The organism is Helicobacter pylori, assembly GCF_014496965.1.
Classification (GTDB): domain Bacteria; phylum Campylobacterota; class Campylobacteria; order Campylobacterales; family Helicobacteraceae; genus Helicobacter; species Helicobacter pylori_CZ.
Genome location: NZ_JACTCR010000015.1, coordinates 21,317 through 47,099, shown reverse-complemented (window position 1 = coordinate 47,099; position 25,783 = coordinate 21,317). Strand labels below are relative to the sequence as shown.

Sequence of the window (25,783 nt, the reverse complement as noted above, 5' to 3'; positions counted from 1 at the left end):
AAGAGAACGAGTTTGCTGAAAAATTAGAAAACTAACTCCCCCCCCTTACTCTCTTGTGAGGGGTCTCCTTTTTTAATCTCTCTTTTATTCTTTTCTCTTTTCTCTTTCCATTTTCTCCCTAATCTGTTAATTTAATTTTGTTTAAAATATATTATATGTATAATCATAAGAAATTCACTCAAAGGTAGTGCCATGCTTATAAACGCTGTCATAGAAAAAGATGAGAATGGGTATTTTGCTTTTGTCCCCTTTCTAAAAGGCTGTGTATCACAAGGGAAAAGTTATGAAGAAGCCCTAAGAAACATTAAAGAAGCCATAGAGCTTTATTTGGGAGATTTAGAAGCCGATGAGTTAGCTTTTCTTTCTAAGAAAAATTCTGTAATAGCACCCATTGAGATAGCTTTTGCCTGAATTGCCACGACTCACAGCTAAAGAAGCAGAGAAGCTATTATTGCAGAATGGATTTGTTTTCTCTAGGCAAAAAGGCAGCCATAGAATTTATGTGAAAGATAAAATCAGGCAGGTTTTGCCTTTCATTCTGGCGAAATCTTGCACCCTAAAATAGTGAAAGAAATCATGGAAAATATCCTTAAATGAAATCTAAAGAAGTCTTAAAGATCTTAAACAATATAAAAACCCAACAAAAAGCGTTTTTAGTGGGTTTTTGCGTTTAAGAAATCGTGCGCAAATACCCGTTTTCGCTCAGCATGACATACAAACGCCCCATGATTTCTTTCTTTTCTTCCATGTCCAGTTGGTTGTTGTCTTCAATTTTTTGTTTTAAAAGGCGCTCGATCTCTTTGGTGTCGTAGTCTAAATCGTCTAGCACGTCTAAAATCGTTTGGGCTTCGCAAATATCTTCCACCTCATAATCGCCTTTTTCATCAAAAACCACGCTAAATTCCGTAGGGTGCGTGAATAAATTGTGCTTCATGCCTAAAACTTCTTGATACGCCCCCACTAAAAAGAACGCTAAAAAGTATTCTTCTTCATCTATGTCTATATCATGCAAAAACAAGGGCTTCGTGGAATCAAAAGCGATTTCCCCATCGCTATCGCAAGTAATATCCCACAAGCTCGCGCTCCTGGTGGGCTTTTCGTCTAATTTATTCAAGGGCATGACCGGGAAATTCTGCCTCAAGCCCCAATAATCCGGCAAGCTTTGGAAAAACGAGCAATTCAATAAATAGCGCTCTTGGACCTGCTCTTGAATGCGTAAAATATCGTTGTGATCCTTAACATAAAGCAACTGCACCGCTTTTTTGACGATCAAATGGGCTAAAACTTCGGTGTTGCTCCTGTCAATCAAATCAATATAGCCCAAATCAAAAAGCGTGAATAGCGACTCGGTGTGATCAAAACTATCATGCAAGTATTCAATGGCGTTTTTTTCATTGATATTAGCGAGCAAGTCTAGCATTTCATCAATCAAGGGGGGGTTATTACTTTCTTTGATTTTTAGGGATTTTTCATTGTATTCATGCGAAAACAATTCTAACACCGGGGCCACTAAAACGGCATGGTTAGCGGAAATGTAACGGCCTGATTCAATGAAAATGTCCGGCTCTATTTCCTGCTTATTTTTCACAATTTCTCTCAATAAAAACACCACATCAGCGCTGAATTCCTCTAAAGTGTAGTTTTTATCTTGGTGGTGCTTGTGTTGGGTGTATTCTACGGCTAACCCCCCTCCAATATTCACGCTATTGAGATTTTTAGCGCCCATTTTACGCAATTCTGCATACAAGTTACCCGCTTCTCTTAAAGCCTTTTTTAAGGGCGAAATATCGCTGATTTGAGAGCCTATGTGGAAATGTATCATGTGGAAATGCTCTAGTAAGTCGTTTTCTTCTAAAAGACGCATCGCTTCTAAAACTTCCGTGCTGCTAAGACCGAATTTAGAATTGATCCCCCCACTCTTTGCCCAAACGCCAGTGCCAGCGCTGTGCAAACGGATACGAATGCCAATTTTAGGGCATGCTACAAAATCGTTTTGTTTAGCCACGGCGATAATGGTTTTCAACTCATTCAAACCCTCAATCGTTAAAGTGATCTCATGCTGCATGCTTTTAGCGATAAAGCCAAGCTCAATCATTTCCTTGTCTTTAAAGCCATTCACGGTGATAGGGGCTGTGGGGTTAGTGTAGCTCATCGCAATGATGAGTTCGGATTTACTCCCGGCTTCTAAACCATAATCCAAACCCTTAGCCCCTTGCACTAAAGGCAAAACAAACGAGGGCATTTGATTGACCTTTAAAGGGAAAACCGCCTTAAAAGCTCCGCTGTATTGATACTCTTTAATCGCCAAAGAAAACGCATCAAACAGGCTTTTGATTTGTTTTTGCACCAAATGGGGGAATCTCACCAACAAAGGCCCTCTATAACCCTTATCGCGCACGCTTTGAACGATTTCTAAAAGCGAGGGGTTTTTGCCATGACAAACTTTAACCAAGCCTTTTTCTATCTTAAATTCGTTATTGCTCCAAAATTTAATCCCATAATCATGGACTTCTTGCATTTTTTATCCTTTTATCACGATAAGGTTTTAAAGAGGTTGGGGTTGTTTTTAAAATCTTTGATCGCTTCTTCATAAACCTTTTCAATTTGAATGACTGAATTTTCTAAAGTGTAGTTTAAAGCGCTTTTAGCGTATTCGTTTTGCATTCTTTCTCTTTCAAGCTTGTTCTCTAACCACCAGTCTATTTTAGCGCTCAAATCTTTAGCGTTATTAGGCTCAAATAACGATCGTTCATCTAGCGCGAATTGCCTGGTCGCGCTTAAAGGGCTATTAGCGATAACAGGCACAATCCCCACGCTAATGGCTTCCAAACACGCAATCGCTTCGCTTTCCACATTGGCTGTGTGCGCATAAAGGGTGCAAGTTTTTAAAATCTCTAACAATTCATTAGAATTGACAAACCCAAATTCCGTTTTTACGCCTAGTTTTTGGGCTAGAAGTTTGATTTTTTTCTCATCAGGCCCTTTGCCTTTGAGTAATAACACAATGTCTTGTTTGTATCGGCTTAAAGCAACCGCTTTGATTAAAACGCTTTGATTTTTTTCATTAGAATAGCGCCCTACCATAGCGATTTTAAAGGGCGTGGTGTCAAAAAGGCTTTTTTGCGGGTGCTCAAATTTAAACATGGGATCAAAGCCGTTAGAAATAGCGTATTTTTTCCCTCCATAGTTGTATTTTTCTAATTCTTCTACAATGAATTTTGATGGGCAATGGATATGGTGGATATAGCGGTAATGCGAAGATTTAAACCACGAAAAAAGCATGGTGTTTAGCCAAGAAAATTGCCCCAATTTCATGTTATAAGAAATATGCTCTGGCTGTAAATGGAAAGAGCCAATATAAGGCACTCGCATTTCTCGCGCGATTTTTACGGCTGTTTTTTCTAGCAAAAAAGGCAAATAAGTATGGATCATATCCGCTCCTTTAAAAGCCTTTCGTAGAATTTTTTCATCCGGTTTAGCAAAAAGAATGTGCTGTTTGTGTGAGATTTCTGTAACTAGGGGGATATAGTGCTCTTTAAGGTTGTAATACCCCTCTTCTTCACTCCCTAAATTATCCACATGAGGGGCAACCACTCTCATCGCATGCCCTCTTTTTTTCAGCGCTTCAAAAAAACGAAACGCTGTCATAGAAGTGCCATTACTGGTGTCTTTAAAGCTATCCACGACTAAAACAATAACCATTTAACTACTCTTCTTTAAAATTGAATTTAAAAGGCTTTTTATCAAACACCACGATTTCTACCATTCCCTCTAAAACCTGAATGTCTAACACAAACGCCTCTATTTTTATTTCAGCTTTTTTCACGCCATCTTGAATGACTTGCGCTTTAATGAGTGCTTCTTGATTCAATTCTAGGGGGGCGTAAAAATTGATGTTATTAGAAACCACCACGCTGTATTTTTTATTCAACGCGCACAAGGCCGCATAATTACACGCAAGAAGCATAAACCCGGCATGCACAAAATTTTCTTCATACACCATGTTTTCATTGCCCTTGAAACGGACATGGGCGATGTTTTTTTCTAAAACGACCAATTCAGTGCCAACGCTTGGTTTGAAATTCTTACAAGTCTCTAAAGAGTCATAATCCACATGAACGACTGATTCTTGCACTATTTTATCCTTTATTTTAACGCTTGCTTGGTTTAAGCATTTTAAAATACCCCCTTAAAGGGGCGTCATACCCCTCTAAAGTTTTAGAGTGATCCGTTTTATCCAAAAAATCTTCTAAACTCTGCCCCAAAATAAAATCCGTTTTACGCTGTTCTTTGGGCGTGGTCTTTAAAACGCTAAGAACCTCAAAATTTTCAAACCCCACCCTTTCGCACCACCCTTTTAAAGCGCTAACGCTAGGGATAAAATAAACATTTTTCATTTTAGCGTAAGTTTTTTTAGGGCAAAGGGCGATGTCTAGGGGCGAATCAATAATAAGCGTATCCAACACCAACTCCCCTTTTATTTTTAAAGCATGGTACAAGGCCTTTAAAGCCTCTAGCGGGTTTTTTCTATGGTATAGCACCCCTAAGCAAAAAATGACATCAAAAGCGTTAGGGTATTTTTCATTCAAATCCTCTACCCCCAAAGACTCGTAAATGATTTTTTTTTCTTTATCAAAAAAGGGGGCTAAAAATTCAAATTGTTTTTTGACTAAAACGCCCGGATCAAACCCCACCAAACTTTTAGGCCCATATTCTAGCATCTTAAACAAGTAATAGCCGTTATTGCAACCCACATCAGCCACTATTTTATCTTTTAAAGGAGTGGCGTTTTTGACTAGATCCCATTTAATAGAGCTATCCCATTCGCTATCAATCTTAATTTGAGAAATTTCAAAAGGGCCTTTACGCCATGGCCTTAACGCCATGATTTCTTCTAAAAGGGTTTTTGGATTGAATTTATCGTTACAAATGAGCATGACTTACCATAGCGTGGGGGTTTTTTTAAAAAAGGGGGGGTTTAGAAGGGATTCTAAATGATGGGAGCTAATCCCATAAATAAAAGCGAAATTAAACGCTAAATTTTTTAATTGCTCTTTAAGGTTGTTATGAGTGGTGTAACAATAAGGGTTATTTTTTTCAAAGAAAGCCGCGCTGTTTTTACGACAAAACACGACAATTTTCCCCCACGATAAAGTCTCAAAGGCTTTTTGAAGCATCATTTCAAACAATTCTTTTGAAGTCTCAGCAATAACCACCCTTGCCGTTGCACCATAGGGGGCTATTTCTAAATTTTTATTCACAAAAAAGGGTTTGCAATGATCTAAAGCAGGTTCTTTCTTGCTTAAAAGATTCAAATCAAATTCAATTTGTAATTTTTCGCACAATTGAATGACCCTTTTTAATGGCTCTAAAAAGACGCATGGCATTTTTAATTCGTATTCTTGTTTTTCATAGACTAAAGCGCTGCAAAAAAAGGATTGGTTGAGAACAATCAAACGACTTTCTTTTAAATCTTCCTTTAAATCTTCTCTCAAGCGCTCCTGCTTATAAAATAAATGAAGCCACTCCAATTTATCAAAAAAGGCTATTTTACACCCCTCTATAATGAATAAATCTTCAAGGCTTTCTTTCAAGCACCACACAAAATCGCTCACGATGATTTTAGAAGCGATCTCTAATTCTATGGGGCTTAGTAACGCTCCAACCACGCGCTCGTTCAACAAGCAAAATTTAAACAAATGGTTCAAAGAATGCTCTATATCTTTAAGCTTGATCCATGCCACATCCCTATCGCTTAAAGGATACTCTCCTGTGTATAAAATCCCATAAGCCCCTAACTCTAAAGCTTTAGGAATGAGAGCATGATCTTTAGCGGCAAATAAAGAGCCTTTTTGGACTTTGTTTAAAGACAAAACGATAGAATTAAAATAGCTGATTGAGGGCGTGTTTTGCAATTCACCCAAACTCAATTCTACGGCTTCATTCACCCCTAATCGCATTTAACTGATCAAACTTCCTGCAATTTTTTCTTTGGTAGGACTGATTAAAGCTAGATTATCGCTATCTCGCACCGCTAAAATCATGCCCTCACTCATTTCGCCCATAAGCTTTGCGGGTTTTAAATTAGCCACCACGCACACCATTTGCCCCACCAAACTTTCAGGCTCATAATCCAAAGCGATCCCTGAGATGATCTGCCTCAAACGATTTTCGCCTAAATCCACTTTTAAGCGCAGTAATTTATTGGATTTTTCAATCCTTTGAGCTTCTTTAATAAGCCCCACTTTAATCTCTACTTTCTTGAAATCCTCAATACTGATATAGTTTTCTTGTGTTGGTGGGGCTTTTTCTTTTTCTGCTTTTTTTTCTTTTTCGTTTTTTTCTGTTTTTTCTGGTAGGGCTTCTTTTTCCACTTTTTCCATTTTACAAAATAAAGGCTCGGTGTCTTGTAAAATCATGTCTTGTAAATTTTTAGCTTTAAAAAAGCGTTCGTAATTATCGGGCGTGATTTCTACACGAAAAGCGCTCGCTAATTTCATAGCGCTCTTTGGCATAAACGCATAGAGCAAGAAGCTTGATTGCAACAGCGCGTTTGCGATCAAGCTCAATAAGGCTTCTAATTTTTCTGATTCGTTGTTTTTGTGCAAGACCCACGGCTCTTCTTTGGCGATGAGTTTGTTTAAAAAATCATAAATGTTAAACAATTCCTCTAAAGCTTTATGCAACTGCATTTTAGGTACAAAAGAATTAGCGTTATCTAAAATTTGATGCGCTTTTTCTAGCTCTTTAGGATAATACGCGGTGATTTTGTCGCTTTTTAAAGAATGGTTAAAATATTTTTTAGCCATGCCTAGCAAACGATTCAACAAATTCCCCAAATCGTTATTCAAATTCGCATTAATCCTTTCTACTAACGCTTTTTTAGAAAAATCCCCATCTTGCCCAAAAGGCACTTCACGCAATAAAAAATAGCGCAATTCTTCAATCCCATACTCCATAGCGATTTTTTGAGCGTCTAAAACATTACCCAAGCTCTTACTCATTTTCACGCCCTCTATCGTCCACCACCCATGCACGCAAAGCTGTTTGAATAAGGGCAAATTCAAACTCATCAAAAAAGCCGGCCAATAAATGGCATGGAAGCGTAAAATGTCCTTACCCACAATGTGCCTAGCGCATTCAAAATGCACCATTTTATTGTCTAAATCATTCAAATACCCTAACGCGCTCGCATAATTCAATAAAGCATCCAGCCAAACATACACCACATGTTTAGGATCGTTCATTTTTTTAGGCAAAGGAATGCCCCATTCAAAGCTCGTGCGCGTGATAGACAGATCCAATAAACCCTGCTCAATAAAAGAAGTTACCTCATTTTTACGATAAATAGGCAAAATCGCTTCAGGGTTTTTAGCGTAAAACTCCAATAAAGGCTTTTCATACGCGCTCAATTTAAAAAAATAACTCTCTTCTTCTAAAAGCGTGGTTTCTCTCAAGCAATCAGGGCATAGGACTTTATCGTTCGTATTGTCCGTTTTAGAAATCGCGCAATAACTCTCACAGCTCACGCAATAATACCCGCTATAAGTGCCTTTATAAATATCCCCTTTTTCAAACATGATTTCAAAGGCGTTTTGCACGCATTTTTGATGCTCGCTGTCTGTGGTGCGGATAAAACCATCATAATCTAAATTGAAAAAATCCCACTGGTCTTTAAAAATCGTGCTAATGCTATCGGCGTAAGCTTTAGGGCTTTGATTTCTCAATCTCGCGCTTTGTTCGATCTTTTGCCCATGCTCATCGGTGCCGGTTAAAAAAAAGACTTCTTCGCCTTGAAGCGTGTAATACTTCTTTAAAGTGTCCGCAATCAAAGTCGTATAAGCATGGCCAATATGAGGGACATCATTCACATAATAAATGGGGGTTGTGATCAGTGATTTTTGCATCTTTATAATCGTGTTACCTTAAATTTGTTTAAATCTCTTAATTTTAACATGCTTTTAAAAATTTAGAGAATAGAGGTTGAATTTATGCTTATTTGTGGGGTGTTTTTAGCTTAAAATTCATTATAATTAACGCTCAAAAAATTGAAAAATGAGTTCAAGGAATAGACAGATGATTTCAAAATTTTTGCTCAAAAGCATGTTCAAGCAGTGGAAAAACGGCGATTATCAGGTCGTTTTTTGGGATAATAGCGTTTATAGGAATGGCGAACATTCGCCTAAATTCACCCTTAAAATCCATCGCCCCCTAAAATTTAGCGATATTAAAAAAGACATGTCTTTAACGATCGCTGAGGCTTATATGGATGGCGTGATTGATATTGAAGGCTCTATGGATGAGGTGATGCACTCTTTGTATTTGCAAACCAATTATGAGCATCTGCACAAGCATGATAGCGCTAAAGCCGTTCAAAAACCCCTTAAAGAAAGCTCCAACATTTCTAAACATTACGATTTAGGGAATGACTTTTATTCTATCTGGCTGGATGAAACCTTAAGCTATTCATGCGCTTATTTCAAAAAAGACGATGACACCCTCCACGCCGCCCAACTCCAAAAATTGGATCACACTTTAAAAAAGCTCCATTTAAAACAAGGCGAAAAACTGCTGGATATAGGCTGTGGCTGGGGCTATCTCTCCATAAAAGCCGCGCAAGAATATGGGGCAGAAGTGATGGGGATCACCATTTCTAGCGAGCAATACAAACAGGCTAACAAACGAGTCCAAGAGCTAGGATTAGAAGATAGAGTAACGATCAAATTATTGAATTACCAGGATTTAGACGGGCGGTTGTATCGCTTTGATAAGGTGGTGAGCGTGGGCATGTTTGAGCATGTGGGTAAGGATAATTTGCCCTTTTATTTCAAAAAAGTTAAAGAAGTGTTAAAAAGGGGCGGGATGTTTTTGCTCCACTCCATTTTATGCTGTTTTGAAGGCAAGACTAACGCATGGGTGGATAAATACATCTTCCCGGGCGGTTATTTGCCTTCTTTAAGAGAAGTGATGAGCGTGATGAGCGAATGCGACTTCCACCTGCTCATGGCTGAAAGCTTACGCATCCATTACGCCAAGACCTTAGACATTTGGCGAGACAACTTCAACCACAATCTAGATCGAGTGAAAAGACTCGGCTATGACGAACGCTTTATCCGCATGTGGGATCTGTATTTAAGGACTTGCGCTTCCGCTTTCAGGGTGGGGAGCGCAGATTTATTCCAATTGCTTTTAACCAACAGCGTGGATAACACTTTCCCCTTAACCAAAGAATACATCTACCAATAATTGCAAGTTTTAGATTTTAGCCCCTTCTTTCAGGCTAACTTCTGGCAAACTCTCCACATACAAACTCTGTGATGGGAAAGCAAAACTCAAATGGTGCTTTTCTACAATTCCCATGATTTTTAGCATCACATCTTCTTTGACTTCTAGCCACTCTTCCCAAACCACCGTCTTAGAAAAGCAATACACCAAAATATTAATAGAGCTGTCCGCAAACTGGTCTAAAAAGACAAACAGATTGTTTTTATACCCTAAAAAATCATCAATAGAAACAATATCCTTTTTAAACATGTAGCGGTAATCGCTCGCGTTTTGCAAAGCACTATCGGCTTCATTGGCGATTTTGGGGTGGTTTTCTAACATTTCTTTAATGTCTTTCACGCAAAGCTGTAAAGCGCTTTGGCTAGAGCTATAGGTTAAGCCTATTTCCATTTTAATACGCCTTCCCACTTTACGACGACTCCAATTCCTAATGGGTTTTCCGGCTAATTCTGAATTAGGCACGGACAAAAGAGCGTTATCAAAGGCCCTGATCGTGGTGCGCCTTAACCCCATTTCCACCACCGTGCCTTCCACTTCACCGCACACGATCCAATCCCCTTGAGAAAACGAATTGTCTAACAATAAAATGACAGAAGCAAAAAAATTCGCCAACACGTCTTTAACCGCCAAAGCCACCGCTAACCCCCCAATCCCTAAAGAAGCGATGATGGCTGAAACGTTAAACCCTAGTTGTTTCAAAACCCCTAAAAGCGCGACAATAAAGATCAAAAAATACACGACTTTTAAAATCAAGTTGATCACTTCTTTTCTAAAATTGTGCGTGCTTTTGGTAGCCATATTCGTAACCAACGCTTCCCCATAGCCTTTAAAAAGCGCTATCACTAACCATGCTAAAAGCATGATATACACCGCGCCCACCCACATAGAAACTTTAGGAGGCGATGCGTTAGGGTAGTAGAAAATGTCTAAAGCCACATCGCAACTGAATAGGGCTAAAAAGACAGAAACCGGCGAAACAATGCTGCTTTGCACATTGACATGCATTTTTTTATTGCGTTGCATGATTTCAAAAATACGATCTAATAATAAGGCTAAAAGCCAAGTGATCAATTTCCTTAAACCCAGCAATAAGGCTAAAATCATCAAAGCCAGCGCGATCTTACTCACTTGCAAGCTATGGGCTGTGAAAGGCAAAACCTTGCTGATCTTGTTTAACACAAAATCCATATTCACTTCCATGATCAAGTTTTTAGGAAGCACTTCTTTAGGGTGGTTTTTAATGTAACGCAAGACTTCGGTATAGGTGTTCAAACGCAATTCATAATCGCTAAACATCTGCTCTAATTCATGCATTTTGACATTGCCTAAATTTTTAGGGAAAGTGTAGAGTTTGAATTGCCCTAAACGCAAAAGAAAAGCATCGCTGATACTTTCCACATCTTTTTGTTCGCTAAAAATATCAATACTGCTCCTGATTTTATCTATAAAACGATACAAAATTTCATCTATCAATAAAATATCTAAAGACAATCTATCTTTCATGAAAGTGTAGAAATCATCGCCCTTAATGCTTTTAGACAAACGCTTTTTGATTTTCTCTTGCTCTTTTAAATTTTGATTGATGTCAATGCCAATTTTATCCCTTTCATTCAACACTTTAGAAGTCAAACTTTTAATCAAGTCGTTCTTTTGGGTGTTATACAGAGAGATTTCAGCGCTTCTTTCAGGGTTTTTTTTGTAAGTTTCAATGACTTGATTGAGCTGGTTGATTTGATTGAAAATCAAAAACAAATCCACCGCATCTGTCTCATGCTCTTCAACCGCCCTCAAAGGATTTAAAAAGAGCGATAATACCAATACCCACCACAATAATAAACGCATGCAAAACCCCACTCAAACAAGATAAAATCTTTCTCACAATTTCTAGCGATTATACCAAAAATTAGAAACGCTTCGCCCCATAAAGTTGGTCATGCAATTTGAAAGCGCTTTTTATTTAGCCCTAAAAAGCGGGCTTTATCCCAATTGTGAGCCTCTTTTCAGATCGCTATATCACTTGATGCAATGCTTGGAGTATTTTTTTAAATTTCATGATTAAGACTCAATTAAAAACTTAATTTTTAACAAAAACTCTTGCCTTATTTAATATTTTTATAGTAGGATTTTGCGTAGGTCGTAGTCAAAAAGCTTTCCCTGTTCGGTGCAATGAAGTCACGGATAATGTGCACATTTTTATATATCTCTTATTCTTTATTATTCTTTAGATTTTATCATCGCTTTTGTTAAATGTTTTTGCGTGAGATCCATGCTTTAGGGATTTCTAACCTATCTTTTGTAATTGGGCTATAGGGCAAAAGGGTAATCCAATCTCGCTTTTGCGCTTGCGATACCACTCATCATTCTTTAAAAAACACCTTTTAGGCTTCAAATACGGCTAAAACAAAGGGATTTGATAATCAATCTTTAGAAGAAAAAACCATAAAAACGTAGTATCCTATGCCTACAAGAAAAACAAGAATTAAGAAAATGAGCAATCCCCACTCTAAAGAATCCATAATTCCTCTTTAAAAAATGTCAAAAGTGGTGCGCTTGGCAGGACTCGAACCTGCGACCTACGGCTTAGAAGGCTGTTGCTCTATCCAGCTGAGCTACAAGCGCATTAATGGTATTAATGTTAGGTGGTACGCCCGAAGGGAGTCGAACCCCTAACCCCCAGATCCGAAGTCTGGTGCTCTATCCAATTGAGCTACGAACGCTTACAATTCAAGTAAAGGAATAACTAACATAAACTCGGTAAAACGCTTATTTTATGAGATGGGGTGGAAGATGGGAATCGAACCCACGACCCTCAGGACCACAATCTGATGCTCTAACCGACTGAGCTACTCCCACCATTCAACGAAAGGAAGCGATATTTTACCAAAGAATTTTAAACAGAACAACAAATTACGCAAAAAGTGGTCGGGGCGAAAGGATTCGAACCTTCGACCCCTTGGTCCCAAACCAAGTGCGCTAACCAGACTGCGCTACGCCCCGAAATTTTCACATGAAGCGTTATTATAACTGAATTTTCTAATTTTTGAGCGTAATTTTTCAAAAATACCGCTAAAATCAGAAGCGGCACTCAAAAATTATATTAATCCAACTCCCCCACCCTTTTAAAAAGCTACTTTTTTTTAAAAACAGCTCTAAATGATTCTAAGCTTTTCGTTTCTTAAAAACTACTTTCGCTTTTTCATTTCACTAGAAACTTTTTCATAATGTTCCATGTGTTTTTTGCTTAACTCTTTGGTGATATACGCCATCACTTTGTGATAGGCCTGATTCATGATTTTTTTAATGGCTTGATCATGGTCGGTTTCCTTGATCCTATGCACAAAAGTTTTGGGGACAAAACCTCCAGAATTGGTACGCCGCAATTCCACCCTTTCAATCGTAGCCTTAATCTTTGAAACATCAATACCAAAACTATGGATAATGTCTTCACTTTTTGGCTCAACAAAATTCAGATTCAAATACCCTGAAGACATGTCTATCACTTTTTCTTCATTAAGCGCATCGCTCTCTTCTACAATATCTTCTAAGATAGCCACATTCCCATCCATGCGTAAGACTAACAACGCCTTTTCTTTAATATCTTGAGGGATTTCGCTAACATCTTTAAATTGCGAAACGCTATAACCCTTCCTTTCTAAAACATTACTCAATTGGAGGACTAAAGATTTTTCAAACTCTTTTTGATAGCTTTCAGGGATAACCTTATTGATCTCTATTTTAGGATCGATTAAGACAACTAAATGGCTGTTTTTAGGCTCTTGCTTGCCTTTAATAGGATAGTGGAAATGCAAATCCACAGACTCACCCATATTATTATGCTGCTGCTTCATAGGCATTCCATCAGCTAGAGCCGTATAAAACGCCCCACTCGCTAATAACGATCCTAAAACGATTGCCAAACTACCTTTTTTCATTAAATTCCTTTCTTTCTTTTTATTTAAAATCAATTCCTAATCTTACCCAAAAAATCCCACTTTTAGCGCTATTTTTAAGATAATCATTCCCATTCAATCGTTCCTGGCGGCTTAGAGGTAATATCATACACCACCCTATTGATACCATTCACTTCATTAGTGATGCGGTTAGAAACCTTTTCTAAAAAAGAATGCTCTAAAAATGAAAAGCTCGCTGTCATGCCATCGCTCGCATTCACCGCTCTCAAGCAAATAGCGTTTTCATAAGTGCGATTATCCCCCATAACCCCCACAGAATTGACATTCAACAGCACGCAAAAGGCTTGCCAAACCTTATCGTATAAACGGGCTTTCTTAAGCTCCTCTATAAAAATAGCATCCGCTTCTTGCAAGCGTTTGATCTTACTCTCGCTAATCTCGCCTAAAATCCTTATTGCAAGCCCAGGTCCTGGAAAGGGGTGGCACATTAAAAAATCCTGACTAACGCCCAATTCTTTACCCAACAAGCGCACCTCATCTTTAAACAATTCCCTTAAAGGCTCTATGAGTTTAAAGTCCATCCATTCAGGCAGTCCGCCCACATTATGGTGCGTTTTGATCACTTTTGAAGGCCCTTTAACGCTCACGGATTCAATCACATCAGGGTATAGAGTGCCTTGGGCTAAAAATTCAATCTTGCCTTTTAAATGGTGCTTTTTGGCTTCTTTTTCAAACACTTCAATAAAGGTCTCGCCGATGATTTTTCGCTTCAATTCAGGCTCGCTCACGCCCTTTAATTTAGACAAAAAGATTTCTTTAGCGTCTATCGTGTTTAAAGGGATTTGCAAGTCTTTAAACATCGCTTGCACCCTTTCTTTTTCATTTTTACGCAACAAGCCATGATCCACAAAAACAGCGATCAAATTATCCTTAATGGCTCTGTATAATAGCGTAGCGACCACCGTAGAATCCACGCCCCCACTCACCGCACACAAAACCTTAGCGTTAGCAATTTTTTCTTTCAACCTTGCTATTTCTCTTTGAGCGAAATGCTGCATCCCCCAAGTTTTTTCACAGCCGCAAACTAAAAGGGCAAAATTTTCTAAAATTTTACCCCCTTCTTCGCTTTGAACGACTTCTGGGTGGAATTGCAAGCCAAAAATCTTGCCGTTTTCAATCGCACAATGGGGGGAATTAGGGCTTTTTGCAAGGGTAGTAAAGCCTTTAGGCAATTCTATGACTTTATCCATGTGGCTCATCCACACAAGGCTTTTAATCTTCACGCCTTCAAAAATCACAGAATTTTGAGCGATTTCTAAAATAGCCTTACCAAATTCTTGCTCATTCGCATAGGCCACTACCCCCCCAAAAAAATCCACCAGATACTGCATGCCGTAGCAAATCCCTAAAATCGGTAAATTCAAATCAAAGATTTTTTCATTGGGCTTGTAAGCGTCTTTAGCATACACGCTCGCTGGCCCCCCGCTCAAAATCAATCCCTTAGGGGCTTTTTTTTGAATGTTTTCTACGCTTTCAAAAAAAGGGACTATCTCTGCATAAATCCCGCTCTCTCTCAATCTTCTAGCGATCAGCTGCGTGTATTGACTCCCAAAATCTAATACTAAAATCATCGCTCATTCTTTATTTTTGTTTGTGTTTTATCATACTGGCTCTTATAATCCACTCTGTGGCTCTCAGCCAACTCAGGTGCTTTTTGCACAAACCAGCGTTCTAACCTTTCTAATTTGTGTCTATAATTCCCACCTTTTGAGCAATATTGAGAATTGATAAGCGAAAAGACATAGAGCGTTTTATTTTCTTTAGACTGGAATAAAAACTCTTTATGAAAAAGCGCTTTTGCGGGCATACCACTCATTAAAGACTCCGATAACAAAAAAGCGTCAAAATCACAAAGGACTTTTTTGCTCAATTTGTTGCTTTTGGTAACCACAAAAATGATCTCTTTTTTCATGTCTTGTTTAAAAGCTAATGAAAGCACATTCAAAAAGGGCGGAGTCAAACTTTTATCCACCCTAACCTTAAAAGCTTTAGAATCCCCTAATAAGACCCCCATAAATAAAACCAACCCCACGCAACATTTCAAACTCGTTTGAAAAATATTCATCTTTTATCCTTTAAGTGTCAATATTGAAAACAGAAATTAAACGCATTGATTGGGTATTATAATATAAAAATTGAGAATTACGCTTTAGCTTGGCTAGTAGTCAAGTCTTTAGTTATTAAGTCTTTATTGGGTAAAAACACTCTCATGCTAGTATTTTCACTCCGTTTAAGCCCCAATGATGCTTGGTGTTGAAATAGAATGATAGGGTTTGACTAATTCATACCTTCTAAGTCTTCTGATATTGACTAAAGCGGTATTGGCTGAAATGGCTTGTGTCATGCTGCTTGTAGGGCGTAAAGAAGTGAGCGTATTCACATGCCCCGCATTGCATCGTGGGTTTCTAACCCTCTCATCTTCTGGGTCATACCACGCCCCTTTTTGGATACTCAAAACCCCTTGACGGATATTTTTAGTTACAAACGCCCCTGCTAACAACCTCCCCCTAGCGTTAAACACTTCTACGATTTCACCATGCCTAATGCCCAATTTATTAGCGTCTAGTTCGTTGATCATTACAGGCTCTCTGCCTTGAATCTTATACGCGTTCCTAACCCAAGTGTTATCAAGCTGTGAATTGACACGATATTTGGGGTGCGGGGAGATTAAATGGAACGGATAAATCTCAGCCATTTTAGAGCCTAGCCACTCTGCTGGCTCAAACCAAGTGGGATGCCCTTTAAAATCAGCCAGTTTAAAATCCGCGCATTTTTGAGAAAAAATTTGAATTTTCCCGCTCTCTGTATCTAGCTTATTGTTAATAGGATCTTGCCTGAATTTCGCATGACGCACAAACTTTCTCGCATTTTCAGGGATTTCAAACTCCACAAAGCCATCCCTCCAAAATTGATCAAACGATTTCAAAGTAGGGCCATCGCTTTTTTCATAAAGGCCCTTAATCCATTCCATGTAACTCTTAGATTCAGTGAATTTCTGCTCTGTTTCATTGCCCCCAATGCGCAAAGCAAGCTGCCTGAAAATCTCATAATCGTCTTTAGATTCATAAACAGGCTCTACCACCTTACGCATGGCATAAACCACATTCTTAGAATAACTCCCTCCAAAAGTAATATCATCTCTTTCCATAGTGCTAGTGGAAGCAAAAATAATATCAGCAAATTTCGCTGTAGGCGTCCACCAAGGCTCATGCACGATCACGCAATCTAAGGTCCTTAAAGCGCGAATCAGCTCGTTTGTATCAGCTTCATGCCCTAACAAATCCGCCCCACAATTATAAATCATTTTGATTTTAGGTAATTTGAGTTTTTTACCCATAAAATCAATTTCTTTATCCGGATTCAAAATCGCTTCAGAAATTCTAGATGCTGGAATAACGCTTTTTACAGAATTATGCCCTTGCGAAATCATAGGAACAATTCTTGCCCCTGAGCTTGCTTGAGCGTTTCCTCCATAATGCATAGAAAAGCCAAAGCCCCCACCAGATAAGCCCACTTGACCAATCATGCTGGCTAGAACAATTAACGCCCAATCCGGTTGCTCGCCATACTGAGCTCTTTGCATGGCCCAATTACCCGCTAAAAAAGTGCGTTTAGAGACAAATAAATCCGCTAATTCTTTGATCTTTTCTGCGCTCACTCCAGTGATTTGAGACGCCCATTCCAAAGTTTTAGGCGCCTTATCGCTCTCTCCTAGCAAATAGGGTAAAAATTTATCAAAACCATCAGTGTATTTAGCGATAAACGCTTTATCATATTGATTGCTTGTATAAAGATAATGCATCATGCCTAGCATTAACGCTACATCAGTGTTAGGGCGAATGGGTATCCATTCAGCGTTAAAGGCTTGAGCGGTTTCGGTATAAATGGGATCGATACTGATGAATTTAATACCGGCTCTTTTATACTTAGGGTAGTAGCTGTCATTGACATGGTTTGGCACAAAATAATCAATGCGGTTGCACTTGAATAAATCCGCCCCCCACATGACATACACCTTACAATTTTTAATCATCTCTTCATGCGTGGTTTGTTGCGAATAAACTTCCATATCCCCTACAATCATAGGGTTTATTCTTGCGGCCGCGCCATTACTATATTCCCCATCAGTGCCAATAGCCCCCCCTAAAGTCGTATTAAAAAAACGCCATGTTAAATGATGGCAACGATGCAAACTGCCCGCATGCCCCCAACCACCATAACTGGCATTATAAATGTTTTCTTTAGGGATTTCTTTAAGCTTTTTAGCCGCTAAATCCAACGCCACATCCCAACTCACGCGCACAAACTCTTCTCTCCCGCGCAATTCTTTGTGGTTTTTTTTGTTTTCTAAAAAGCTCTTGCGCACGCAAGGATACTTCACCCTACTATCTGAATACACCCTATCTGCCATCGCTTTTAACATCATAGTAGGGTTATAATCGCTCTTTTGAGGGACAATATCTTTAATCACTCCATTTTGAACCTTTGCGATAAAGGGGCCAAAATGCGTTGCATGCGGAATGGATTCTATTTTTTCAAAAACACCAACAGCTTTTAAAACATTAACGCTAGCGAGTGCGATTGGGATTTTTTTTAGGATACTCCTGCGTGAAATGGACATGGTTCTCCTTCAAGCTTGCATTCTGTTAAAACACCCCAAATTCTAACATGTATTCACCTAAAATTATCGCTAATAAGCTCTCAGCATGGGCGTTAATTTAAAACTACTTTTTATTCACGCTGCTCATGTCAGCGACTTTCCCCCACATCAAGCGGTATTTCCTCTTCATGAATTCAATTTCTTCTCTGGCTTGATTGAGTTCATCGTGCAAAAGATCAATGGTTTTTTTATCTTCTTCATAGACTTCTTGCATAGAGATTAAAGCGTCTTTTAAAAACATGTTTTCATTTTTAAAGGCTGAAATCGTTTCGTCTTTAGCGCTAATGACTTTATCATGCAAGTTTAAAATCGTGTTAATGGTCTTTTCCACAAACACAGGCTCTAAAGAACGCCCGTTCATATCCATAGAAATCAAATTGTTTTCTACCTTTTTGATTAGAGCGTTTGTCCCGCTGCTCGCATCAATTAAAAGCTTGTTGTGGCTTATTTTGCTTTTGATTTTACCAAGATTCACTAATTCCAAGATCCTTTCTTTAGGAAGCTCTGAAAGGCGGCTAAACTCTTCTAATTCAAGCCATGCTAAAGCGCTCAAATCTTCTAAAACCACCGGCTCTTTAGACTCTTTTTCTTTATCCTCTACTTCTTGCTCATTTTGTTGCACCGCTTGCACTTTGTTCAAATCTAAAATATCCAAATTTTTCCTTAAAAATAGTTTTAGCTTAACGCAATTTTTTAACCGCTTTTTTCAAGCTGTCTAGCAAATAATCAATATCGTTTATGGAATGCGTGAAGTGCAAGCTCACCCTAAGCCATCCGGGTTTAGCGTTAAAATCGCTTGACTTTTGAGCGTTAAGATTCAATAAATCATGCCCATAAGGTCCTGCGCAAGAGCAACCTGCCCGGGTCTCAATAGCGTATTCATAGCTTAAAACTCTCGCTAAATCATAAGGCGAAATCCCCCCAATATTAAAAGCCACTACCCCCACACGACTCGCCGTTAAATTCCCATAAATATTAATAGCGGGCAAGTCTTTTAAGCCATGCATAAGCACTCTTAAAAGGTTGTTTTCTTTCTTATGGATAAAATCCAAACCGCATTCATCTCTTAATTGATACGCTAGAGTGCTCCTGTAAAATTGCAACAACCCTGGCGTGCCAAACTCTTCTCTTAAAGGCAACTCATCAATAAATTCATGCCGTGTGCGGTTAGCGTATTTAATCACGCCCCCTGCACTAAAACTCGGGGCGATTTGCGTGTCAATCAAATCTTTAGCAATGCCTAAAAGACCGCACCCTCCAATGCCCCCTAAAAGCTTATGAGGCGCATAAAAACCGGTTTGGTATTCGCAATCTTTAGGGTTAGCATGCGCGCTAAAATTCGCTAAATCCAAAGCCAAATCGGCCTTATATTTCTTACACAATGATGAAACTTCTTTTAAAGGCGTAAGAATTCCCGTTACATTAGAAGCCGCGCTCACAGAAACCAAGCTGTTAGGGGATTTTTTTAAAATTTGCTCTAAAATTTCTAAATCCAATAAGCCATGTTCATTTAAAGGGATACGCACCACTTCACACAAGCTTTCACGCCAGCTAATTTCATTAGAATGATGCTCATAAGGCCCCACAATCACACGCTTTAAAGCCATATCTTTCAAATACGGCTCTAAATTTTTCTTCGTTTTTGAAGGGATACACACCCCTAAAATTTCTTGAAATTTCTTAATCGCTGAGCTCGCCCCATACCCCGCGCTCAAGACGCAATGATTAGCGCTCAAATTTAAAGAACGCTTTAACTTTTCTTGGCACTCTTTTAAAAGCATGCCCATTAAAATCGCATGTTTAGAAGCGACAGAATGAGCGTTCGCGTAATAAGGCAGTAAGGATTTCATGCGCTTTTCCACTAAAGCGCTCGCCAAACCTGAAGCCCCCCAGTCAAAATAAGACACCCCTTTTTTTAAAATGATACTGGATTTAACCTGCTCTAAAGGACTCTCGTTAGGGTTGAGTAAGGGAGCAAAACTCCTGTTTAAAAACGCTTGCACGAAATACCACCAACGCTTTTAATGTTTATCTCCGCTTAAAATATGAAAATGCAAATGCATCACCTCTTGCCCTGCGTTTTTACCCACATTCGTTAAAAGCTTGTAACCCTTCTCTTTGATGCCTAATTTTTCCACCACTTCAAAAATAAAACTTGTCATTTGCGCCATAAGCTCTGGGGTGATGCCATTAAAATCCTGAATGCTTTGCTTAGGGATCACTAACGCATGCACTTTGGCTTTAGGGTTAATGTCATAAAAGGATAAAAAACGCTCGTTTTCTAAAATCTTAGAACAAGGGATTTCGCCTTGGATTATTTTTTCAAACACATTCATGCTTTTTTGCTCCCTTTTAAGGTTTTTCTTTTATTAAAGTTGTATTATAGCTTTTTAAAAATAAAATATAAGGATCGTTATTGCACACCTTAATAAAGCGATTAGAAAAGGTTACTAATAGCAAAGAGTTAGAAGAAGCACGCTTGAATGCTTTGGGTAAAAAGGGGGTTTTTGCGGATAAATTCAACCAACTCAAAAACCTGAACGGCGAAGAAAAAAACGCCTTTGCCAAAGAAATCCACCATTATAAACAAGCGTTTGAAAAAGCCTTTGAATGGAAAAAAAAGGCTATTTTAGAGCTTGAATTAGAAGAACGCTTGAAAAAAGAAAAAATTGATGTGAGTTTGTTTAATGCTATTAAAACAAGCTCTTCTCACCCTTTGAATTATACTAAAAATAAAATCATTGAATTTTTTACCCCATTAGGATACAAGCTTGAAATCGGCTCTTTAGTGGAAGATGATTTCCATAATTTCAGCGCTTTAAACTTGCCCCCTTACCATCCTGCAAGAGACATGCAAGACACTTTTTATTTTAAAGATCACAAGCTTTTAAGGACCCACACTTCGCCCGTGCAAATCCACACCATGCAAGAACAAACCCCACCCATTAAGATGATTTGTTTAGGCGAAACCTTTAGGCGCGATTATGATTTGACCCACACGCCCATGTTCCATCAAATTGAAGGGCTTGTCGTGGATCAAAAAGGGAATATCCGTTTCACGCACTTAAAGGGCGTGATCGAAGACTTTTTGCATTATTTCTTTGGTGGCGTGAAATTAAGGTGGCGCTCTAGCTTTTTCCCTTTCACAGAGCCAAGCGCTGAAGTGGATATTAGCTGCGTGTTTTGCAAGCAAGAAGGCTGTAGGGTTTGCTCGCACACAGGCTGGCTGGAAGTGTTGGGTTGTGGCATGGTCAATAATGCGGTGTTTGAAGCCATAGGGTATGAGAATGTGAGCGGGTTTGCTTTTGGCATGGGGATTGAAAGATTAGCCATGCTGACTTGCCAGATCAATGATTTGCGCAGTTTTTTTGAAACTGATTTGAGGGTGTTGGAGAGCTTTTAATGAAACTGAGCGTCAATGATTTGAATGTTTTTGTCAATACGCCTAAAGATATAGCCAAACTCTGTGAGGATTTGAGTCGCTTAGGATTAGAAGTGGAGAGCTGTATTTCTTGTGTTGCCCCTAAAAATGTGGTTGTGGGTAAGGTTTTAGAAAAAGCCCCCCATAAAAACGCTGAAAAACTCAGCGTGTGTCAAGTGGATGTGGGTAAAGAAGTGTTGCCAATCGTGTGTGGGGCTAAAAATGTCGCGCCAAACCAATTCGTGCCAGTCGCTTTAAACGGGGCGCTAATCGGCTCAACCACCATCGCTAAAACAGAGCTTAGGGGGGTTGAAAGCCATGGCATGATTTGCTCTAGCATTGAATTGGGCTTCCCTAAAATCAATGATGGCATCTTGGAATTAGATGAGAGCGTTGGGGAGTTGGTTTTGGGGAAAGAATTACATGAATACGCCCCTTTCAACACGCATGTTTTAGAAATTTCATTGACTCCCAATCGTGGGGATTGCTTGAGCGTTTTAGGTATTGCCAGAGAGATTAGCGCGTTTTATCACACGCCCCTAAAGCCTATTAAGGCTTTAAATTTTACGCCCAAAAGCGATTTGATCACGCTTAGTGTAAGTGAAAATATTGAATCGCATCTGGCTTATTATTTGATTTATAATCATTCTTTAAAAACCCCTTTAAATATCAAGCTTTCGCTCGCTCACAATAATGCCTTAAGCGAGAACGACCTGAACAATTTCATAGAATTTAGCGCGCATTTTAGTGGGGTAATATTGAACGCTTATAGCCTGGATGCAACCCCTATGGATTTGATCGTCAAAAACGATGAAAACAACCTTGAAAGCGTTTATATCAACCATCAAAAACGCTCCACTATCGCTATCAAGCATCAAGATCAAAAAGGTTTGAGCGAGTGTTTGCTTTTAGAGGCGAGTTATACCGATCCTGTAAGCTTGTCCTTAAAATTACACGCTCTAAAAGATAAAACGCTTCAAAAAGACAACGCCCTTATTTATAGGAGCGCTAGGGGGAGCAACCCTAATTTATCAGACGGCTTGAATTTTTTAAGCGCTCATTTAAAAGCCACGATTTTAGAAAGCAAACAAACCAAGCATTCTTTAAAAGATCACGCCCTTAAATTCCAACTTGAAGACATCACTGAAATTTTGGGGCTTGTTATAGAAGCAGAAAAAATTCAAGGCATTTTAAAAAATTTAGGCTTTAAAGTTAGCGCAAAAGAGCCAAACTCAAAACCCCAAATTTTAGAGGTTATCGTTCCCAATTTCAGGCATGACATTAAAACGATCCAAGATATTGCTGAAGAAATCTTGCGCTTTGTAGGGATTGATCATTTGATCTCAAAGCCCCTTGATAGCGTCAGTAGCAAAAATTCAAACCCCCATTATGACACGCACCGCTTTTTTGAAAACCTTAAACACAAGGCTCTCGCTTGCGGTTTTAAAGAAGTCATTCATTACGTGTTTTATTCTAAAGAAAAACAGCAAAAACTGGGCTTTGAAGTTTTAGAAGATCCCCTAGAATTGCAAAACCCTATCACAACGGAATTAAACACCCTAAGAACGAGTCTTGTTTGCGGGCTTTTAGACGCTAGCTTAAGGAATAAAAATTTAGGGTTTAAAAGCATAGCCCTTTATGAAAAGGGGAGCGTGTATAACTCTAAAAGAGAAGAAATCCAAAAACTAGGCTTTTTAGCGAGCGGCTTACAAAAAAAAGAAAGTTACCCTGATGCTAAGGGCAAGGCTTGGGATTTTTATTCTTTTGCCGAATGCGTTTCAAAAGTTATAGGGGATTTTAGCTTGGAAAAACTGACCACTCAAGCCCCCATTAACCACCCCTACCAGAGCGCTAAAATCATTCAAAATCATGAAATCATAGGCGTGATCGCTAAAATCCACCCCAAAGTGATCCAGGAATTGGATTTGTTTGAAAGCTATTACGCTGAAATAGACGCTTCTAAACTCAAACGCCCTGCCATGCTATTAAAACCCTTTAGCATTTACCCTAGCAGTGTGAGGGATTTGACTCTAATCATTGATGAAAACACCGCTTTTAGCGGGATTAAAAAAACCCTAAAAGACGCTCAAATCCCTAATTTAAGCGAGATTCTACCCCTTGATATTTTTAAAGAAAGCGATAATACCATAGCCTTAAGCGTGCGTTGCGTGATTCATTCTTTAGAAAAAACCTTGAATGATGAAGAGGTCAATTCAGCCGTGCAAAAAGCGCTTGAAATTTTAGAAAAAGAATTTAACGCCCGCCTTAAGGGATAATATAAAGGATAAAATGTGATAGAGCTTGACATTAACGCTAGCGATAAATCGCTCTCACACAGAGCCGTTATTTTTAGCCTGCTCGCTCAAAAGCCTTGTGTTGTGCGGAATTTTTTAATGGGAGAGGATTGTTTAAGTTCTTTAGAAATCGCTCAAAATTTAGGGGCTAAAGTGGAAAATATTGCCAAAAATTCTTTTAAAATCACGCCCCCAACGGCTTTAAAAGAGCCTAACAAGATCTTAAGTTGCAACAATTCTGGCACCAGCATGCGTTTATACAGCGGGCTTTTAAGCGCTCAAAAAGGCCTTTTTGTTTTAAGCGGGGACAATTCCTTAAACGCGCGCCCCATGAAAAGAATCATTGAGCCTTTGAAAGCTTTTGGGGCAAAGATTTTAGGGAGAGAGGATAACCATTTCGCCCCCTTAGCGATCTTAGGGAGTCCTTTAAAAGCTTGCGATTATGAAAGCCCTATCGCTTCAGCTCAAGTCAAAAGCGCTTTTATTTTAAGTGCCTTACAAGCTCAAGGCATAAGCGCCTATAAAGAAAGCGAGCTTAGCCGTAACCACACAGAAATCATGCTTAAAAGTTTGGGGGCTAACATTCAAAATCAAGACGGCGTTTTAACGATTTCACCCCTAGAAAAACCCCTAGAAGCCTTTGATTTTACTATAGCTAATGATCCGTCTAGCGCGTTTTTTTTCGCCCTTGCTTGCGCGATTACGCCCAAAAGCCGCCTTCTTTTAAAAAATGTCTTGCTCAACCCCACCCGCATAGAAGCTTTTGAAGCGTTGAAAAAAATGGGCACTTCCATAGAGTATACAATTCAATCCAAAGATTTAGAAATGGTTGGCGATATTTATATAGAGCATGCCCCTTTAAAAGCGATTAACATTGAGCAAAATATCGCCAGCCTTATTGATGAAATCCCTGCTTTAAGTATCGCTATGCTTTTTGCAAAAGGCAAAAGCATGGTCAAAAACGCTAAAGATTTACGATCTAAAGAAAGCGATAGGATTAAAGCGGTTGTTTCTAATTTCAAAGCTTTAGGGATTGAGTGCGAAGAGTTTGAAGACGGGTTTTACATAGTGGGATTAGAAGATATAAGCCAATTAAAACAGCGCTTTTCTCAAAAAAAACCCCCCCTTATCCAAAGCTTTAACGATCACAGGATTGCGATGAGTTTCGCTATTTTAACTTTAGCATTGCCTTTAGAAATTGATAATTTAGAATGTGCAAACATTTCTTTCCCGCAATTCAAACGCTTACTCAATCTATTCAAAAAAGGGAGTTTTAATGGAAATTAAAATGGCTAAGGATTATGGTTTTTGTTTTGGCGTCAAAAGAGCGATACAAATCGCTGAAAAAAATCAAAACAGCTTGATTTTTGGCTCGCTCATTCATAACGCTAAAGAAATCAATCGTTTGGAAAAAAACTTCAATGTGAAAATTGAAGAAGACCCTAAAAAAATCCCTAAAAATAAGAGCGTGATCATAAGAACCCATGGCATTCCTAAGCAGGATTTAGAATACTTGAAAAATAAGGGAGTCAAAATCACTGATGCGACTTGCCCGTATGTGATCAAACCCCAGCAAATCGTGGAATCCATGAGCAAAGAAGGGTATCAAATCGTGCTTTTTGGGGATATTAACCACCCTGAAGTCAAGGGCGTGATCAGCTATGCCACTAACCAGGCTTTAGTCGTCAATTCGTTAGAAGAATTGCAAGAAAAAAAGCTCCAACGAAAAGTGGCTTTAGTCTCTCAAACCACCAAACAGACCCCCAAACTCTTGCAAATCGCTTCTTATTTGGTAGAAAGATGCACTGAAGTGCGTATTTTTAACACGATTTGTAACGCAACTTCTTACAACCAAAAAGCCGCTTTGGATTTGAGTAAGGAAGTGGATATTATGATAGTCGTGGGCGGTAAAACTTCTTCAAACACCAAACAGCTCTTAAGCATCGCTAAACAGCATTGTGAAGACAGCTACTTAGTAGAAGATGAAAACGAATTAGAGTTAGCGTGGTTTAAGGATAAAAAATTGTGTGGGATTACCGCTGGGGCTTCCACGCCGGACTGGATTATAGAAAATGTCAAGCAAAAAATCAGCACGATTTAACACATTTTGAAAATTTTCTTTAAAAAAACCGCTAATTGTTAGTTTTTAAAC

Annotated in this window: 21 protein-coding genes, 4 tRNA genes and 1 pseudogene; 7 read left to right on the top strand and 19 right to left on the bottom strand. The window is 38.9% G+C overall.

What is annotated here, in order from left to right:
- Positions 1-192 precede the first annotated feature (192 nt).
- Together H7O61_RS06110 and H7O61_RS06105 are read left to right on the top strand one after the other, a co-directional pair.
- A complete protein-coding gene (locus tag H7O61_RS06110) occupies positions 193-411 on the top strand; it encodes a type II toxin-antitoxin system HicB family antitoxin (protein WP_000906664.1) in 219 nt (72 codons plus the stop codon).
- A pseudogene (locus tag H7O61_RS06105) lies at positions 404-597 on the top strand (type II toxin-antitoxin system HicA family toxin). Before H7O61_RS06110 ends, H7O61_RS06105 begins: the two are co-directional and overlap by 8 nt.
- 73 nt (positions 598-670) lie before the next feature.
- Here H7O61_RS06105 and speA read toward each other — a convergent pair.
- From speA to metG, 6 genes are read right to left on the bottom strand one after another with little or no spacing between them, the layout of a single operon-like run.
- Complete coding sequence (gene speA / locus H7O61_RS06100) at positions 671-2,518, bottom strand: arginine decarboxylase (RefSeq protein WP_079295559.1); 1,848 nt, start codon at positions 2,516-2,518, stop codon at positions 671-673.
- A gap of 14 nt (positions 2,519-2,532) precedes the next feature.
- Positions 2,533-3,702 carry a glycosyltransferase family 4 protein gene (locus H7O61_RS06095; RefSeq protein WP_187875452.1) on the bottom strand — a complete coding sequence of 390 codons (1,170 nt, stop codon included), beginning with the start codon at positions 3,700-3,702 and terminating at the stop codon, positions 2,533-2,535.
- A 4-nt stretch (positions 3,703-3,706) separates the two neighbouring features.
- Positions 3,707-4,135 carry a PaaI family thioesterase gene (locus H7O61_RS06090; protein WP_001158298.1) on the bottom strand — a complete coding sequence of 143 codons (429 nt, stop codon included), beginning with the start codon at positions 4,133-4,135 and terminating at the stop codon, positions 3,707-3,709.
- A gap of 16 nt (positions 4,136-4,151) precedes the next feature.
- Positions 4,152-4,937, bottom strand: a complete 786-nt coding sequence (gene cmoB, locus H7O61_RS06085; RefSeq protein ID WP_001929443.1) for a tRNA 5-methoxyuridine(34)/uridine 5-oxyacetic acid(34) synthase CmoB — start codon at positions 4,935-4,937, stop codon at positions 4,152-4,154.
- A 3-nt stretch (positions 4,938-4,940) separates the two neighbouring features.
- The gene (locus H7O61_RS06080; RefSeq protein ID WP_079358129.1) at positions 4,941-5,960 is read right to left on the bottom strand and encodes a ferrochelatase; all 1,020 of its coding nucleotides are present in this window, start codon (positions 5,958-5,960) and stop codon (positions 4,941-4,943) included.
- Positions 5,961-7,907 carry a methionine--tRNA ligase gene (metG, locus tag H7O61_RS06075; protein WP_187875451.1) on the bottom strand — a complete coding sequence of 649 codons (1,947 nt, stop codon included), beginning with the start codon at positions 7,905-7,907 and terminating at the stop codon, positions 5,961-5,963.
- Positions 7,908-8,076: 169 nt separating this feature from the next.
- On the opposite strand from metG, the gene cfaS reads away from it, so the two are divergent.
- Positions 8,077-9,246: a cyclopropane fatty acid synthase gene (gene cfaS, locus H7O61_RS06070; protein WP_187875450.1), complete on the top strand. Its 1,170-nt coding sequence runs from the start codon at positions 8,077-8,079 to the stop codon at positions 9,244-9,246.
- 9 nt (positions 9,247-9,255) lie between these two features.
- Here cfaS and H7O61_RS06065 read toward each other — a convergent pair whose 3' ends face one another.
- From H7O61_RS06065 to H7O61_RS06010, 13 genes are all read right to left on the bottom strand, one after another.
- Positions 9,256-11,127: a mechanosensitive ion channel family protein gene (locus tag H7O61_RS06065; protein WP_001238081.1), complete on the bottom strand. Its 1,872-nt coding sequence runs from the start codon at positions 11,125-11,127 to the stop codon at positions 9,256-9,258.
- A 700-nt stretch (positions 11,128-11,827) separates the two neighbouring features.
- Positions 11,828-11,904 (bottom strand) — tRNA-Arg (locus tag H7O61_RS06060).
- 21 nt (positions 11,905-11,925) lie between these two features.
- Positions 11,926-12,002: transfer RNA gene (locus H7O61_RS06055), tRNA-Arg, on the bottom strand.
- Between the two features lie 59 nt (positions 12,003-12,061).
- Positions 12,062-12,138: transfer RNA gene (locus tag H7O61_RS06050), tRNA-His, on the bottom strand.
- A 66-nt stretch (positions 12,139-12,204) separates the two neighbouring features.
- Positions 12,205-12,282: transfer RNA gene (locus H7O61_RS06045), tRNA-Pro, on the bottom strand.
- Positions 12,283-12,467: 185 nt separating this feature from the next.
- A complete protein-coding gene (gene hpaA2 / locus H7O61_RS06040; protein ID WP_187875449.1) occupies positions 12,468-13,217 on the bottom strand; it encodes an HpaA2 protein in 750 nt (249 codons plus the stop codon).
- A 19-nt stretch (positions 13,218-13,236) separates the two neighbouring features.
- The gene (locus H7O61_RS08075; RefSeq protein ID WP_078215504.1) at positions 13,237-13,344 is read right to left on the bottom strand and encodes a neuraminyllactose-binding hemagglutinin-like domain protein; all 108 of its coding nucleotides are present in this window, start codon (positions 13,342-13,344) and stop codon (positions 13,237-13,239) included.
- Entirely contained in the window at positions 13,301-14,827 is a 1,527-nt protein-coding gene (guaA, locus tag H7O61_RS06035; protein ID WP_187875448.1) for a glutamine-hydrolyzing GMP synthase, read from the bottom strand. The genes H7O61_RS08075 and guaA overlap by 44 nt, the downstream gene beginning before the upstream one ends.
- Positions 14,824-15,321 carry a hypothetical protein gene (locus tag H7O61_RS06030; protein ID WP_187875447.1) on the bottom strand — a complete coding sequence of 166 codons (498 nt, stop codon included), beginning with the start codon at positions 15,319-15,321 and terminating at the stop codon, positions 14,824-14,826. The genes guaA and H7O61_RS06030 overlap by 4 nt, the downstream gene beginning before the upstream one ends.
- A gap of 165 nt (positions 15,322-15,486) precedes the next feature.
- On the bottom strand, positions 15,487-17,877 hold the full coding sequence (locus tag H7O61_RS06025; RefSeq protein ID WP_187875446.1) for a molybdopterin guanine dinucleotide-containing S/N-oxide reductase: 2,391 nt from the start codon (positions 17,875-17,877) through the stop codon (positions 15,487-15,489).
- A gap of 103 nt (positions 17,878-17,980) precedes the next feature.
- Positions 17,981-18,571, bottom strand: a complete 591-nt coding sequence (locus H7O61_RS06020; protein WP_000353132.1) for a DUF3972 domain-containing protein — start codon at positions 18,569-18,571, stop codon at positions 17,981-17,983.
- A 25-nt stretch (positions 18,572-18,596) separates the two neighbouring features.
- Positions 18,597-19,919 carry an aminotransferase class V-fold PLP-dependent enzyme gene (locus H7O61_RS06015; RefSeq protein ID WP_001147587.1) on the bottom strand — a complete coding sequence of 441 codons (1,323 nt, stop codon included), beginning with the start codon at positions 19,917-19,919 and terminating at the stop codon, positions 18,597-18,599.
- Positions 19,920-19,937: 18 nt separating this feature from the next.
- Complete coding sequence (locus H7O61_RS06010) at positions 19,938-20,252, bottom strand: histidine triad nucleotide-binding protein (RefSeq protein ID WP_001100349.1); 315 nt, start codon at positions 20,250-20,252, stop codon at positions 19,938-19,940.
- A gap of 80 nt (positions 20,253-20,332) precedes the next feature.
- Between H7O61_RS06010 and pheS the strand changes: the two genes are divergently transcribed.
- From pheS to H7O61_RS05990, 4 genes are read left to right on the top strand one after another with little or no spacing between them, the layout of a single operon-like run.
- On the top strand, positions 20,333-21,319 hold the full coding sequence (pheS, locus tag H7O61_RS06005) for a phenylalanine--tRNA ligase subunit alpha (protein WP_187875445.1): 987 nt from the start codon (positions 20,333-20,335) through the stop codon (positions 21,317-21,319).
- Positions 21,319-23,613: a phenylalanine--tRNA ligase subunit beta gene (gene pheT / locus H7O61_RS06000; RefSeq protein ID WP_187875444.1), complete on the top strand. Its 2,295-nt coding sequence runs from the start codon at positions 21,319-21,321 to the stop codon at positions 23,611-23,613. Before pheS ends, pheT begins: the two co-directional genes overlap by 1 nt.
- A 15-nt stretch (positions 23,614-23,628) precedes the next feature.
- On the top strand, positions 23,629-24,918 hold the full coding sequence (gene aroA, locus H7O61_RS05995; protein ID WP_187875443.1) for a 3-phosphoshikimate 1-carboxyvinyltransferase: 1,290 nt from the start codon (positions 23,629-23,631) through the stop codon (positions 24,916-24,918).
- On the top strand, positions 24,908-25,732 hold the full coding sequence (locus H7O61_RS05990) for a 4-hydroxy-3-methylbut-2-enyl diphosphate reductase (RefSeq protein ID WP_000403570.1): 825 nt from the start codon (positions 24,908-24,910) through the stop codon (positions 25,730-25,732). The genes aroA and H7O61_RS05990 overlap by 11 nt, the downstream gene beginning before the upstream one ends.
- Positions 25,733-25,783 lie beyond the last annotated feature (51 nt).

Excerpts from the sequence above, each read along its gene's own strand:
- H7O61_RS06110 (WP_000906664.1), top strand. The coding sequence starts at position 193 with ATGCTTATAAACGCTGTCATAGAAAAAGATGAGAATGGGTATTTTGCT.
- speA (WP_079295559.1), bottom strand. The coding sequence starts at position 2,518 with ATGCAAGAAGTCCATGATTATGGGATTAAATTTTGGAGCAATAACGAA.
- H7O61_RS06095 (WP_187875452.1), bottom strand. The coding sequence starts at position 3,702 with ATGGTTATTGTTTTAGTCGTGGATAGCTTTAAAGACACCAGTAATGGC.
- cmoB (WP_001929443.1), bottom strand. The coding sequence starts at position 4,937 with ATGCTCATTTGTAACGATAAATTCAATCCAAAAACCCTTTTAGAAGAA.
- H7O61_RS06080 (WP_079358129.1), bottom strand. The coding sequence starts at position 5,960 with ATGCGATTAGGGGTGAATGAAGCCGTAGAATTGAGTTTGGGTGAATTG.
- metG (WP_187875451.1), bottom strand. The coding sequence starts at position 7,907 with ATGCAAAAATCACTGATCACAACCCCCATTTATTATGTGAATGATGTC.
- cfaS (WP_187875450.1), top strand. The coding sequence starts at position 8,077 with ATGATTTCAAAATTTTTGCTCAAAAGCATGTTCAAGCAGTGGAAAAAC.
- H7O61_RS06065 (WP_001238081.1), bottom strand. The coding sequence starts at position 11,127 with ATGCGTTTATTATTGTGGTGGGTATTGGTATTATCGCTCTTTTTAAAT.
- hpaA2 (WP_187875449.1), bottom strand. The coding sequence starts at position 13,217 with ATGAAAAAAGGTAGTTTGGCAATCGTTTTAGGATCGTTATTAGCGAGT.
- H7O61_RS08075 (WP_078215504.1), bottom strand. The coding sequence starts at position 13,344 with ATGATATTACCTCTAAGCCGCCAGGAACGATTGAATGGGAATGATTAT.
- guaA (WP_187875448.1), bottom strand. The coding sequence starts at position 14,827 with ATGATTTTAGTATTAGATTTTGGGAGTCAATACACGCAGCTGATCGCT.
- H7O61_RS06030 (WP_187875447.1), bottom strand. The coding sequence starts at position 15,321 with ATGAATATTTTTCAAACGAGTTTGAAATGTTGCGTGGGGTTGGTTTTA.
- H7O61_RS06025 (WP_187875446.1), bottom strand. The coding sequence starts at position 17,877 with ATGTCCATTTCACGCAGGAGTATCCTAAAAAAAATCCCAATCGCACTC.
- H7O61_RS06010 (WP_001100349.1), bottom strand. The coding sequence starts at position 20,252 with ATGAATGTGTTTGAAAAAATAATCCAAGGCGAAATCCCTTGTTCTAAG.
- pheT (WP_187875444.1), top strand. The coding sequence starts at position 21,319 with ATGAAACTGAGCGTCAATGATTTGAATGTTTTTGTCAATACGCCTAAA.
- H7O61_RS05990 (WP_000403570.1), top strand. The coding sequence starts at position 24,908 with ATGGAAATTAAAATGGCTAAGGATTATGGTTTTTGTTTTGGCGTCAAA.